Genomic DNA, 12,462 nt, shown 5'->3' with positions numbered 1-12,462 from the left:
GCCGCTCACCCGATCGTTGACGAATCGATTGCCGGCAAAAACGCTCCCATCGTACGCGGCCGGTGCCCGCGCAACCCAAAAGAACCATGAAAGCCAACTGAACAATCGCAAACCCCGGAAATCACAAACCCCCGGACCAAGATCGCAGTCGATCGCAATCCAGACCGCCTCGGGATCGACTGCGGCCGATCAGGACTCCGATCCTCGCGGTTCTGTCTTCTTCGGATTCAGTTCCTTGAGACTTTCGCCTTCCCGCAGCATGTTCCGTATGGTCATTTTCATCTGATGGTGTGCGGCGTGTTCCTTCAGATAGTCGCGGAGATAGGGGATCTTGAAATCCACGTATCCGTATCCAGCGGGTTCGATGATGTCCTCTTCGATGAGCTGGGCCCGATAGACGCTGGCGAACTGGGCATTACGTTCGATGCGTCTGGCGATGTCTGCGGTTCGAGAAGGTCCGTCGTCCTGCGACATGGCGATCAGATAATCCTTGGCCATGGCGGACAGTCCGTCGAATGCCGGAGCGTGAACCATGTCTCCAAGCTTGAGCTTCGCGCGACGAATGCCCTGTTCGGCATCGTCGACGGTGATGCGATCGTCATGGCCGTTCACGTCGGCGTACCGCCATGCCCAATATCCGACAAGCTGGATCATGAACGGATATCCGTTGGTCGCCTGCGTCAGCTCATTCAAAACCTGATAATCCGCGCGCTTGCCGTACTGCGAGATCGTCTGTTCGAAGGCGATCCATATTTCCCGAAGATCCACACTCCCTAAGTGGTCCTTCTCCGCTCTTCTCAGGAACGTGATGACCTTGTCGTTGATGACCTCCTCGACCATGGAAGGCAGGCCGGCGAACACGAAGGCGACGTTCCTGTCTTCCCGGATAAGATGCTGAACCCCGATGGCCAGCGAACGAATCTCCTCGATGGAGGTCATCTGCACTTCATCCAGCGTGATGAGCACGCCTTGTCTGGACTCATCCAGCGAATCGAGTTTCGCGCCGATGGCCAGTCGGAGGTTATGGGCCTTCTCCAGACGGCGCAACTCCACCTTGCCGAGATTCACCGTGGCCTCGGCACCGAGAACGGGCGTGGCGATCGACGCCGAGGGCAGGGTGATGGCGTTGGGCTGCACTGACCGGTGATCGCTCAAGGCCTGGATGATGCCTTCGGCGAATCCCCGTTCCGCGGTCTGATCGATGACGGTCCATCCCAGATTCCGGGCGTAGTTCCCGATGGCGTTGAGCATGACGGTCTTGCCGACGCCCCTCGGACCGGTGATATAGCGCAACCGTCCCGGTGCTCCCGGCCCGTCCGTGAGTGCGAATCGGAAGTCTTCCAGTATGTTCTGACGGCCGACAAGTACCGGTGGTGTCTTGCCGGCGGTGGGTTTGAACGGATTCGGCATACGATTCCCCTTGCTGCCTGTAATGTTCTAAAAAGTCTAATAGATCTAAAGACTCTAAAAAACTCTAAAACACGATTTCATCACATTTGGGTCGAGGGTCTCGAGGCATCCGCGCGATTTGCCGGTGGCATGATGGTGGGTATGGGTGCATGCGAGAACAAGACTTGGAATGATCGGCATGATCTGGTCGATCGGCATGATCAAACCGTCAGGCATGATCGAACCGGTAGGAATGGGCGAGCCGATCGGGATGATCAAACCGACCGGAACGGACGAACCGACCGGAACGGTTTGATTGATCAGAATGACCGTCCGATTCGGATCGTCAACGTCCGGATGCCGGGGGAGGACGGATTGGCGGACGTCACCGTGATCGGTGATCGGATCGCGGCTATTACGCCGGCCGGGACAGTCTCTGCCGACTCTGATTTCGCCCCCGCTGGGCTCGACTCCGCTGGGCTTGCCCCCGCCGACTTCGCCTTCACCGAGACAGCCCCCGCTGAGACCATCGACGCCGACGGCCGGTGGATGATTCCCGGTCTGTGGGACGGGCACACCCACTTCACCCAATGGGCCTCCACGTTCGGCCGGCTTGACCTGCTCGCCGCCGGCGGCGCCCGCGAGGCGATGGCCATGCTGCGCGACCATCTCGCCGCCGCACGCCGGTCTTCCGCCGGCCTTGACCCGCATGCCATCGTGGTCGGCATGCGCTTCCGTCATTCGCTGTGGTCCGACGACGACCAGCCCACGCTCGCGATGATCGACGAGGCCTCCGACGGGCAGCCGGTGGCCCTGTCCAGCGCCGACATGCACTGCGGCTGGGTCAACTCCGCCGCCGCGCAGATCCTCGGCGTGCAGGTGGGCGACAGCGGTCTGGTGGGGGAGCTCGAATGGTTCGACGCCTACGCCAGGCTCGGCGACGCCAACAAGGCCGAACAGTTCCGGCTGATCGACATGGCCGAACGGGACGCCGCGTCCAAGGGCGTGGTCGGCATCTGCGACTACGAAATGGCCTACGCCATCGACCAGTGGACCGAACGGTTCGCCCACGGCCTCGACCGTCTGCGCGTGCGGGTGGGCGTCTATCCCGAATACCTCGACCGTGCGATCGGCGAGGGCTGGCACGGCGGCGACGAGATTTCCTGCAGCCGCGGTCTCGCCCACGTCACCACGCTGAAACTCATCTCCGACGGCTCGCTTAACACCCGATCCGCCTACTGCTCGCACGACTACACCGGCATCACCCCGCCCACTCGCGGCACGCTGAGCTACAGCCCCGACGAGATCGCACGGTACATGGGCCTCGCCCATGCCAACGGCTTCGACGTGGCCTGCCACGCCATCGGCGACGAGGCGAACCACATCGTGCTCGACGCCTTCGAACATAGCGGCGCCACCGGTGCCGTGGAGCACGCCCAGCTGCTCGATCCCGCCGACGTCGCGCGCTTCGCCCGGCTTGGCCTGACCGCCAGCGTCCAGCCGCAGCATGCCATGGACGATCGCGACGTGATCCCGCGGTACTGGGCCGACATGATCCGCGACGATGGACTCATGCCGTACGCCTTCCGCTCGCTTCACGAGGCCGGTGTGCCGCTGCGGTTCGGCTCCGACGCGCCCGTCGCCGTCCTTGACCCGTGGGTGGCGATCGCCGCCGCCGTGTACCGCACCGACGACGATCGCGCGGCCGACGATCCGGGTCAGACGCTTGACATTCGCACGGCCGTCGCCTCCTCCACGTTCGAGCGGGGGTACCGGCCGTCGGTCGGAGATCCCGCCGATCTCGTGCTGCTCGACGCCGACCCGTTCACCCTCGGTGATCCGGCGACCGGATCGGCTGAGGCGCTGCGGTCCATGCCGGTCGCGGCCACGATGTGCGCGGGGCGCTGGACGCACTTCACGCTGTAGAGGCGCGGCCCCGATCCGCCTGCTGATCCGCCCGATTCTGCTCGGTTATCCTCGGCTTCGCCTCCCGCATATGCCGCCCGCCGACTCCTACAATGACAGGTAGGGCCGGCGGCGTTGCCGGCCGCAATGACCGCAAGGAGGTTGTCATGGATACGATGCAAGTGATCACCACGCGAAAGACCTGCCGGGCGTTCACCGACGAGCCGGTCACCAAGGACCAGATCCGTACGATTCTCGAGGCGGCGAACGCCTCGCCGATCGCCATGCATGATTTCGAGGCCGTACAGCTTTCGGTGATCGTCGATCGCAAGGCCATCGACGCCATCGACGCGCTCGCCGGGGCGAACGGCGGCCGCATGGGCACCGGGCCGACGTACAGGGCGCCGGTGCTGATTCTGGTCTCCGGCAGCGAGGACGGCATGGAACGCGGTACGAACTACTGCAACGCCGGATGCATCATCGAGAACATGCAGCTGGCCGCCACCGAACTCGGACTGGGCAGCGGATACATCCTCGGCGTGATCAAGAGCCTGCAGCAGCATCCCGAGATGTTCGCCGCGCTGGGCGTGGACGAGGGGTTCGTGCCGGTTTCGGCCATGACCCTGGGGCATCCGGCCGACGCGGATCTGCTGGCCGGGCCGCGCGAGGCCACGACCGAGAACATCATCACGCATTTCGTCGAGTGATCGAGTGATCGTGTAGTCGGATAGCCGTGTAGCCGGGTGATCGGGTAGTCGGGTAAGTCGATATGTAAAACTTGAGTCCGTTGCACTCAAGTTTTTCACTGTGGGTAAACATCGGTGACGGTTCCGGCCGAGCGACCTATAACAGGAATTGCAAGGCGAAGGTGGGAGCCCGGGATAAGGGTTCCGGAAGCGGCCACGAAAACAGATCGCGATCGCAGCCGAAAGGCCGCGGACGCGATCTGAAGCCAACCCGCTTCTCCTCCGGATATGAAGGAGTACCGATTATGGCGATGTTTCCGGCTTTGATGAATGACATGATGTTCTCGGATCTGTTCGATGATCCGTTCTTCGGCGATTGGCGCGGCACCCGCAACGCCGGTCAGGATATGACCAATGGTCAGGGTCTGATGACGATGAACTCCATGATGAGCACCGACGTGCGCGATATGGGCGACAAGTACGACGTCGATATCGATATGCCGGGGTTCAAGAAGGACGACATCAAGATCGAGCTGAACAACGGTTACCTGACCGTGACGGGCTACAAGAACAGCGCCACCCAGACCGGTGCCGACACCGCGGATCCGTCCGCTGCGAACAACGGTGGCCAGGCTTCGGGCGCCGGTGCTGAAGACGGCAAGTGGCTGCGTCGCGAGCGTTACAGCGGTGCGTGCTCTCGTAGCTTCTACGTGGGCGACGAGCTCAAGGAGTCCGACATCCACGCCAAGTACGAGAACGGCACGCTGTGCCTGACCCTGCCGAAGATGGAAGCCCAGCCTCAGGTTGAGCAGAAGCACACCATCGCCATCGAAGGCTGATGCTTCGTTAAGCAAAGCGCATTGTCTTCCCCGCGAAGGGAAGGTTAAGAAATCGACATAACTTGCAGGCCCTGTGGGGAGCATTCCCCGCAGGGCTTTTCTGCGTTCGGCGCATCCTTGGCCTTCCCCCTCGGGGGAAGGTGTCCGGCCATGCCGGACGGATGAGGGGCCGATGAGCTCTCCGGTCACCTCATCCGACTGACTCCGGCAGCCACCTTCCCCTCGAGGGGAAGGTCAAATAGTTGGCATGTCCCGCTTTCTCTGGCCTTCCCCCGCCGGGGGAAGGTGGCCGGCGTCAGCCGGACGGATGAGGGGCGGGATGACGAGGAACGTCCCGGTGGCGGAACCTACTTCACCCGCTCGCGGCACGTCTGGCCGAGTCCACGCGCCAGTCGGATCGGATCGAGGATCTCGTCCAGCTGCTCGGCGGGCAGGGCGGTGCGCTCGCCGGCCACTTCGCGTACCGTGCGGCCGCTGGCCGTCGCCTCCTTGGCGATGTCGGCCGCGTGCTCGTAGCCGATGTACGGGTTGAGGGCCGCGGAGATCGACGGCGAGGATTCGGCGTACTTCCGGCCGGTCTCCACATGCACTTCGATGCCTTCCACGCAGTTGGTGCGGAACACGTCCATCGCGCGAGTGAGCAGCGACATGCCGGTGAGCAGCTCATGCACCATCAGCGGATCGAAGGCGTTGAGCTGCAGCTGGCCCTCGGCCACGGCCCAGTTCACCGTCACGTCCATGCCGAAGATCGTGAAGCAACACTGGTTGACGCATTCGGGGATCACCGGGTTCACCTTCGCGGGCATGATGCTCGACCCGGCCTGCCGCGCCGGCACGGTCAGATCGTTGAATCCGGCGCGGGGGCCCGAGTTGAGCAGACGCAGGTCGTCGGCGGCCTTCTTCAGGTGTACGGCGAGGTTCTTGATCGCGGCCGATGTGGCCACGTAGGCGCCCATGTCGGTCATGGCGGCCACCGGGTCGGAGGCGGCGGTGATCGGCAGTCCGGTGATGCGTCGCAGATGGTCGATGGCCGATTCGCGGAAGCGCAGGTCGGCGCAGATGCCGGTGCCGATGGCGGTGGCGCCGAGGTTGAGCACGGCGAGCTGCGGGACCACATGGTCGAAGGCGTTGAGATCGCTTTTCAGCAGCGTGGCGAAGGCGTGGAACTCCTGACCGTAGGTCATCGGCACGGCGTCCTGCAGCTGGGTGCGGCCGATGGTCACGTCCTCGATGTGCCGGTCGGCGAGATCGTGGAACGCCTTGGCGAGCCGCTTCGCGCTTTGGGCCAGCGGGCCGATCGCGTCGATCAGCGCCAGCTTGCAGGCGGCCGGATAGGTGTCGTTGGTGGACTGCGAGTGGTTCACGTCGTCGTTGGGATGGATGTACTCGTAGTCGCCGCGCGGCCGTCCGGCGAGTTCCAGCGCACGGTTGGCGATCACCTCGTTCATGTTCATGTTCGAGGAGGTGCCGGCCCCGCCCTGCATGACGTCTACGGGGAACTGGTCGGCGAGCTTGCCGCCTTCGATCTCCTCGCAGGCCTTGCGGATCAGCCGGGATTTTTCGGGATCGAGCAGACCGAGCTCCTCGTTGGCCGCGGCACAGGCGCGCTTCACCGTGGCGTAGGCGCGCACCAGCTCCGGATGCTGGGCGTCGGTGATGCCGGAGACGGGGAAGTTGCCGATCGCGCGCTGGGTGTGGATGCCCCAGTACACGTCGGTCGGCACCTCCATCGAGCCGATGCAGTCATGTTCGATTCTGGTTGTGGTCGTACCGTCGTTGGTCATCGTGGTCTCCGTTTCTCGCGCCGGCTCGTCCGGCATGGTCATCCTGATGTTCATGATGACCGATATCACGGCGAAACGCCACGGTTCAGCTGCGAAAGAAATGCGACGGAGATCACGCTTCCGTCGGCGGATCGGCCGACGGTTCGGCTATAACGATCGTATGGCTGCGAATCGTATGGCTGCGAAGGTGATGCGCGAATCGGTGGAGACGCCGATCGGACGGATGGTCATGACCTCGGACGGCGAGGCGCTGACCGGACTGTGTCTGGAGCATTGGTGGTGGGATGCCGGGGTTCCGGCGGCCGCGGGACCGATCGGACCGAGGTCCGGTGCCGGGGAGGAGATCGGTGCCGGGGACGAGCGGTTCGGCGATGATCATGCCAGAGATGATCATGCCGGCGATGATCGTGCCGGTGTCGATCGTGCCGTCGAGGTGTTTCGTCTGACCCGACGGTGGCTGGACGACTACTTCGCGGGCCGTGACCCCGGTTTTCTGCCGCCGATGAATCCGGCGGGCAGCGCCTTCCGTCGTGAGGTGTGGGAGGTGGTCGCCGAGATCCCGTACGGACGGACGATGAGCTATGGCCAGATCGCCGCCGAACTGTCCGAACGTCGCGGCGGCCGGCGCATGGCCGCCCAGGCGGTGGGTGGCGCGGTGAAGCACAATCCGATCACGATCATCGTGCCGTGCCATCGGGTCGTCGGTGCCGGCCGGTCGTTCGGCGGGTATGGCGGCAGGCTCGACATCAAGGCCGCGCTACTCGATCATGAGGGGGTTGATCTCGGTCGGTTCGATCTGCCTCAATCGGCGTGTCCTCCGACTGGGGCCATCCGTTGAAATGTTGGTTGAAATGTCGGTGAACCATTGGTTGCGCAGCGGGCAACCAATGGTTGCCAAACCATGAAATCCCAAGAGAGACAATATTTTCCATCTTGCTACGGAAGCCGTCGGATGTACAGTGGTCCGACGATGTTTTGCCCTTTGGCGTAACCGGTACACAAAGCTGTTCATCGACCGTCGAGGCTCCTATCGTAAGGGGTATGAGCATTCCAACTGAATATCCAATGAAGCAGTATCTCGGTGGCATCGTTGAAGCAGTGAAGGCCGCTCCCGGCAATACCGCCAATCCCAATGACGTGGAGACCATTCGCTTCTATGGCGAACTGGGCAACGACGCTCCCGATTCGCAGCTGCCGAACGTGCTGGTGGCCATCGCCCGCGTGACCCGCGCCGTCTCCGAGGACGCCGAGGCCAAGGCCAAGTTCACCGCCGCCGATGGCTTCTCCTACGTGAAGAAGGCCCAGAATGCCATCATGGCCACGCTGGACAAGGATTCCGAGGATCTGGTCAAGAAGCGCGGCTGAATTCCTTCCTCCCCAACCGCGCTGAGCCCGGACGTCATGACGCCATGCCATGCCGTCCGGGTTTTTTCGTGCCTTGATTTTGTTAGGTACCTCGCTATAATTTGCAAGGTACCTAACAAAAGTGGTGGCGTCCGCGTGCCGGATGGGCCGCGGCGACATGCGGATATGCGCGGTATCCGGTGTGGATAAGCCCTGCGGATATGCCCTGCGGAACACATGTGGATATGGGGAAATGATTGGGGATAACGATGGAATCACATGAGATGAGCGACGCCCGGATTGCGGAGCTGTTCCATACGGTGGCGCGGATGAGCCACCGGCGGGACGTGGCGAGAAAGGGATCGCCGGTCTATGGCAGCGGACAGTATCGATGCCTGCTCACGCTCGAAGGACTCGGCGAGGTCAGCCAGCGAAGGCTTGCGGCGGTGCTGGGCATCCGGGCCGCATCGCTCAGCGAACTGCTCGGCAAGATGATCGCCCGCGGCTGGGCGCGACGGACGCCGCACCCGCAGGACGGCCGGACCTACCTGATCGCGCTCACCGAGGAAGGCCACGCGGAGGCGGTTCGTGCGCGGTCGATGGACGGCGAATCCGCCCATGAGCTGGTCGAGGCGCTGAGCGACGACCAGCGCCGGCAGTTCGCCGAGATCCTCGAAACCATCCGCGACCACTACGCGCAGCTGCGCGGCGAGGAGGCGTGACGTGATCGATCGCAACCGTGAATCCGTCGAATCCCCGGCGCTGTCCGCCGCCATGACGGCCAACGAGGAGCACCTGCTGCCGGAGCGCCGGCGCACGATGATCTTCATCAACATCATGCTCTCCTGTGTCGCCACCACCACGATGGCCACGGCACTCACCACCGCGCTGCCGCCCATCGCCGCCGATCTCGGCGTGACGATGTCGGTGGGGCAGTGGCTCACCAGCGGCTATTCGCTGGCCATGGGCATCGTCATGCCGCTCACCGCGTTCCTGATCACGCGCTTCCCGACCAAGCGCCTGTATCTCATCGGCGCGGCGCTGTTCATCATCGGATCTGCCGTCTGTGTGCTGTCCTCGTCGTTCCCGATCATCATGGTCGGCCGCGTGCTCCAGGCCGGCGGCAACGGCCTGCTGATGTCGATGGCGCAGGTGGTGCTGCTCACCATCTACCCCGACCGGCGCGGCACGATCATGGGCTGGTACGGGCTCGTCGTCGGCGTGACCCCGGTGATCGCCCCCACCCTTTCCGGCGTGCTGGTCGATCTGTTCGGCTGGCGGTCGATTTTCCTGCTCGTGATCGCGGTGATGCTCATCGCCTTCGTCGCCGCCATCGTCACCTTCAGCGACGTGCTGCGCACCCAGAAGCGGTCCTTCGACGTGATCTCCTTCGCCATCAGCATCTTCGCCTTCGGCGGCGTGACCCTCGGCGTCGGCAATCTCGGCTCCGCGCCGTTCCTCAGCCTCACCGTGCTGGGATCCCTCGTCGTCGGCGTCCTCGCCTCGGTGGTCTTCGTCGCCCGTCAGCTTCGTCTCTCTCGCCCGTTCCTCGACGTGCGCACCCTGACCTCCCGGGACTTCGCGCTGAGCGTCGTGGGCAGCATGCTGCTGTACTTCGCGATGATGGGCTCCTCGGTGATCATGCCGGTCTACGTGCAGACCATCAAGGGCGGCACCGCCACGCTCGCCGGCATGGTCATGCTGCCCGGCTCGCTGGCCATGGCGGTGATCAGCCCGATGGTCGGCCGCCTCTACGACCGGTTCGGCATCCGACGGCTGTTCCTCGTCGGTTCGATCTGCCTGCTGATCAGCAATCTCGCCATGACGTTCGTGCCGCTGGCCGCCTCCATCTGGGTGGCCTCCGCGCTGAACGTGGTGCGCTGCATCGCCATCGGCTGCCTGATGATGCCATTGGTCACCTGGGGAACCGGGGCCGTCGCCGAAACCCGCATCGCCGACGCGAACGCCCTGCTCACCGCGCTGCGCACCATCGCCGGCGCGATCGGGCAGGCGGTGTTCGTCGGGCTCATGGGCGTGCTCAGCGCGCCCGAGGCGGCCACCATGCACGGCTTCAACCTGACGTTCCTCGCCATGGGGGTCAGCGCCGTGCCGCTGGTGCTCACGCCGCTGGTGTTCCTGCGGGCGAAACGACGCTGATCGCCGACGGTTTCGCCGACGGTTTCGCCGGCCTTAAGCGAACGGTCAGGCGTTGCTCCGAAAAACCGAGGCAAGTGCGGAGAGGTCCGTAAGGGGCGTCCAAGTGGTCTTTGCGGCTCGTGGGGTCTAATGAAGACTCGAACGCAGAACCGAATGCTTCGGGCGGCGGCAGTCCCGTCGCCCGAGTGACGAAAGGACCCATCATGACCGCACGTCGATTTGACTTCCCGGCCGACCGCCGAACCGTCTTCGTCTCCACCCAGCCCGGCACCATCGCCGTGACCGGCCGCACATTGTCGCTGCGGCACGTCACCGCGGCGATCGCCCATAGTCCCAGTCCATCCCACAGTCCCAGTTCGTCTCACAATCCCGGATCCTCGCATGGTCCGGGTTCGGTGACGGTCCGCAGACCCGGCTCCTATCGTGCCGGATCGGCCACGCTTGCGCGGACGTGATCCGCGAATCCGGTGCACCCCGTGATTGCCGGACGGATGCCGGCGGCATTTTTTGCCGACCTCGGCACCTCCGGGATCACCGGTGTTTCCGCTGTCGCCACACGGTGATTCGCCGGGGCGGTAATGACTGGAAACTGGCGTGACACGCCGATGTGTTGTCACCGGGTTGAAAGTCGTGTATATTACCTCTCCGTTGCCTGTTAAGGCGACAGACTGCGGACATAGCTTAGTTGGTAAAGCGCGACCTTGCCAAGGTCGAGACCGCGGGTTCGAGTCCCGTTGTCCGCTCGCAACCGGGCGGTTGGCGCAGAGGTAGCGCACTTCCCTGACACGGAAGGGGTCACAAGTTCGAATCTTGTATCGCCCACGAATGCGAGGGAAACCTCGCGTTTTGTATATCCGAAGCAATTCGGGCGATTGGCGCAGCGGCTAGCGCACTTCGTTCACACCGAAGGGGTCGTAGGTTCGATTCCTACATCGCCCACCCAGACACGGCAGACGCTCAAGCGGAGCGGATGCCGTTTTTTTGTTATGTGGCGTCATAGTCCGGTGACGGTCGCCGGTCACCTCATCCGACCGGCTTCGCCGGCCACCTTCCCCTCGAGGGGAAGGCAAGGCGCGCAGCTATTCGGCGTAACCCGCCCCATCGTGAGCAATCCGTTGTCAATCGAATGACGTGGCGCTATAACAGTGGGGTGCACAATCCGGATGAGAGACTGATCACGCGTGACGTGGCCCTGGTGATGCTGGCCACCTTCTGTTTCATGGCCAGCAATACGCTGTCGTCCCTGCTGATGGCGGGGTTCTCGGAAAGCCTCGGCGCCTCCGGTGCGATGATGGGTCTGGTCGCCGGCATGATGAGCCTCGTCTCCCTGTTCTGCCGACCGATCGCCGGCAATCTTTCCGACCGGGCGAGCAAACGCCTGCTGGTCGGCGTTGGCTCCGTACTGTATCTCGTGTCAAGCATCTGGTACGCGACGGCGACCAGCCCCGTCTCCCTGCTGCTCGCCCGCATGGTCAACGGCGTCGGCTTCGCCTGCTGTTCGGTGTGTCTGGCGACGTGGATGTCGCTCCTGCTGCCGATCCGCCACATGGGCGCCGGCATGGGTCTCTACGGCACGACCAACGCGCTGGCCATGGCGCTCGGCCCGGCCACCGGCATCAAAATGCATCAGCTGATCGGCTACCGGCACACGTTCATGATCTCCATGGTCATGGCCGTGCTCATGATGATCGCCGTCCTGTTCATCAAGAACGGCGGGCATCCGGTGGCGTCCAGACGGGATACCGCTGCGGCAGAGTCCTCTCTCCGCCCGCATCACCTCTCTCCGCGCAGCGTCGTGGAACCGCGCGTCGTGCCGCTTTCCCTCGTGTTCATGCTGTTCGCGATCCCGTATTTCGCCACGCAGTCGTTCATCGTCACCTATGCGAACACCCGTCATCTGGCCGTCGAGGTCAGTCTGTTCTACCCGTGCTACGCCATCGCCCTGCTGATCATGCGCATCGGATTCCGCGACTGGTTCGACCGCAAGAGCTTCCGCTTCTTCCTCGTCATCTGTTCGGCGTGCATGGTCGCCAGCCTGCTGTGTCTCGACCTGATGACCAGCGACGTGCTGTTGCTGCTTTCCGCGGTCCTGATGGCCGCCGCCTATGGCGTCATGAGCTCGGTTACCCAGGCGCAGGCCGTGATCATCGCCGGCAAGGCGCGCAGCGGCATCGCCAACGCCACGTATTACGCCGGCATCGATCTGGGCATGTCGCTCGGTCCGGTGCTCGGCGGTCTGATCTACGGCGGCGTGCCGATCGCATGGTTCTACCCGCTGTTCATGATCACCATGCCCGCCGCCGGACTGCTCTACGCCGCCACCGCAGGGTACGTCCACGGCCGCGCACGCGGCTGATC

Annotated in this window: 11 protein-coding genes and 3 tRNA genes; 12 read left to right on the top strand and 2 right to left on the bottom strand. The window is 63.7% G+C overall.

Translation table 11 applies throughout. From position 1 onward, the window contains the following. Window positions 1–189: 189 nt before the first annotated feature. The gene (locus CSQ87_RS02470; RefSeq protein ID WP_100512299.1) at window positions 190–1,410 is read right to left on the bottom strand and encodes an ATP-binding protein; all 1,221 of its coding nucleotides are present in this window, start codon (window positions 1,408–1,410) and stop codon (window positions 190–192) included. Between the two features lie 336 nt (window positions 1,411–1,746). Between CSQ87_RS02470 and CSQ87_RS02465 the strand changes: the two genes are divergently transcribed. From CSQ87_RS02465 to CSQ87_RS02455, 3 genes are all read left to right on the top strand, one after another. Continuing rightward, window positions 1,747–3,315 carry an amidohydrolase gene (locus tag CSQ87_RS02465; protein WP_100512474.1) on the top strand — a complete coding sequence of 523 codons (1,569 nt, stop codon included), beginning with the start codon at window positions 1,747–1,749 and terminating at the stop codon, window positions 3,313–3,315. 146 nt (window positions 3,316–3,461) lie between these two features. Beyond that, window positions 3,462–4,001, top strand: coding sequence for a nitroreductase family protein (locus CSQ87_RS02460; RefSeq protein WP_165776704.1), 540 nt, complete (start codon window positions 3,462–3,464; stop codon window positions 3,999–4,001). Between the two features lie 284 nt (window positions 4,002–4,285). Beyond that, window positions 4,286–4,819, top strand: a complete 534-nt coding sequence (locus CSQ87_RS02455) for an Hsp20/alpha crystallin family protein (RefSeq protein ID WP_100512297.1) — start codon at window positions 4,286–4,288, stop codon at window positions 4,817–4,819. 347 nt (window positions 4,820–5,166) lie between these two features. Here the strand turns inward: CSQ87_RS02455 and CSQ87_RS02450 are convergent, their stop codons facing one another. Beyond that, on the bottom strand, window positions 5,167–6,603 hold the full coding sequence (locus CSQ87_RS02450; RefSeq protein WP_100512473.1) for an aspartate ammonia-lyase: 1,437 nt from the start codon (window positions 6,601–6,603) through the stop codon (window positions 5,167–5,169). Between the two features lie 190 nt (window positions 6,604–6,793). Between CSQ87_RS02450 and CSQ87_RS02445 the strand changes: the two genes are divergently transcribed. The 9 genes from CSQ87_RS02445 (at window position 6,794) to CSQ87_RS02410 (ending at window position 12,460) form a co-directional block, all read left to right on the top strand. Further along, the gene (locus CSQ87_RS02445) at window positions 6,794–7,441 is read left to right on the top strand and encodes a methylated-DNA--[protein]-cysteine S-methyltransferase (protein WP_243388818.1); all 648 of its coding nucleotides are present in this window, start codon (window positions 6,794–6,796) and stop codon (window positions 7,439–7,441) included. Between the two features lie 227 nt (window positions 7,442–7,668). Continuing rightward, the gene (locus CSQ87_RS02440) at window positions 7,669–7,968 is read left to right on the top strand and encodes a hypothetical protein (protein ID WP_100512296.1); all 300 of its coding nucleotides are present in this window, start codon (window positions 7,669–7,671) and stop codon (window positions 7,966–7,968) included. Window positions 7,969–8,216: 248 nt separating this feature from the next. Next, the gene (locus CSQ87_RS02435; protein WP_243388798.1) at window positions 8,217–8,669 is read left to right on the top strand and encodes a MarR family winged helix-turn-helix transcriptional regulator; all 453 of its coding nucleotides are present in this window, start codon (window positions 8,217–8,219) and stop codon (window positions 8,667–8,669) included. A gap of 1 nt (window position 8,670) precedes the next feature. Continuing rightward, entirely contained in the window at window positions 8,671–10,104 is a 1,434-nt protein-coding gene (locus tag CSQ87_RS02430; RefSeq protein WP_207761074.1) for a DHA2 family efflux MFS transporter permease subunit, read from the top strand. Between the two features lie 203 nt (window positions 10,105–10,307). Continuing rightward, entirely contained in the window at window positions 10,308–10,559 is a 252-nt protein-coding gene (locus CSQ87_RS10760) for a hypothetical protein (protein WP_133122324.1), read from the top strand. Between the two features lie 215 nt (window positions 10,560–10,774). After that, window positions 10,775–10,847: transfer RNA gene (locus CSQ87_RS02425), tRNA-Gly, on the top strand. Window positions 10,848–10,854: 7 nt separating this feature from the next. Continuing rightward, window positions 10,855–10,926, top strand: a tRNA-Val gene (locus tag CSQ87_RS02420). A gap of 44 nt (window positions 10,927–10,970) precedes the next feature. Further along, window positions 10,971–11,043, top strand: a tRNA-Val gene (locus CSQ87_RS02415). Window positions 11,044–11,230: 187 nt separating this feature from the next. After that, window positions 11,231–12,460, top strand: coding sequence for an MFS transporter (locus CSQ87_RS02410; protein ID WP_165776703.1), 1,230 nt, complete (start codon window positions 11,231–11,233; stop codon window positions 12,458–12,460). Window positions 12,461–12,462: the final 2 nt, after the last annotated feature.

The sequence above is a fragment of the Bifidobacterium simiarum genome, assembly GCF_002802905.1.
Taxonomy (GTDB): domain Bacteria; phylum Actinomycetota; class Actinomycetes; order Actinomycetales; family Bifidobacteriaceae; genus Galliscardovia; species Galliscardovia simiarum.
Note: the sequence above shows the minus strand (reverse complement) of the source record. Positions and strands in the feature narration are given on the sequence as shown.

Bases quoted from the DNA above. Each gene is read 5' to 3' on its own strand.
- CSQ87_RS02470 (WP_100512299.1), bottom strand. From the start codon at position 1,410: ATGCCGAATCCGTTCAAACCCACCGCCGGCAAGACACCACCGGTACTT.
- CSQ87_RS02465 (WP_100512474.1), top strand. From the start codon at position 1,747: ATGCCGGGGGAGGACGGATTGGCGGACGTCACCGTGATCGGTGATCGG.
- CSQ87_RS02460 (WP_165776704.1), top strand. From the start codon at position 3,462: ATGGATACGATGCAAGTGATCACCACGCGAAAGACCTGCCGGGCGTTC.
- CSQ87_RS02455 (WP_100512297.1), top strand. From the start codon at position 4,286: ATGGCGATGTTTCCGGCTTTGATGAATGACATGATGTTCTCGGATCTG.
- CSQ87_RS02450 (WP_100512473.1), bottom strand. From the start codon at position 6,603: ATGACCAACGACGGTACGACCACAACCAGAATCGAACATGACTGCATC.
- CSQ87_RS02445 (WP_243388818.1), top strand. From the start codon at position 6,794: ATGCGCGAATCGGTGGAGACGCCGATCGGACGGATGGTCATGACCTCG.
- CSQ87_RS02440 (WP_100512296.1), top strand. From the start codon at position 7,669: ATGAAGCAGTATCTCGGTGGCATCGTTGAAGCAGTGAAGGCCGCTCCC.
- CSQ87_RS02435 (WP_243388798.1), top strand. From the start codon at position 8,217: ATGGAATCACATGAGATGAGCGACGCCCGGATTGCGGAGCTGTTCCAT.
- CSQ87_RS10760 (WP_133122324.1), top strand. From the start codon at position 10,308: ATGACCGCACGTCGATTTGACTTCCCGGCCGACCGCCGAACCGTCTTC.
- CSQ87_RS02410 (WP_165776703.1), top strand. From the start codon at position 11,231: ATGACGTGGCGCTATAACAGTGGGGTGCACAATCCGGATGAGAGACTG.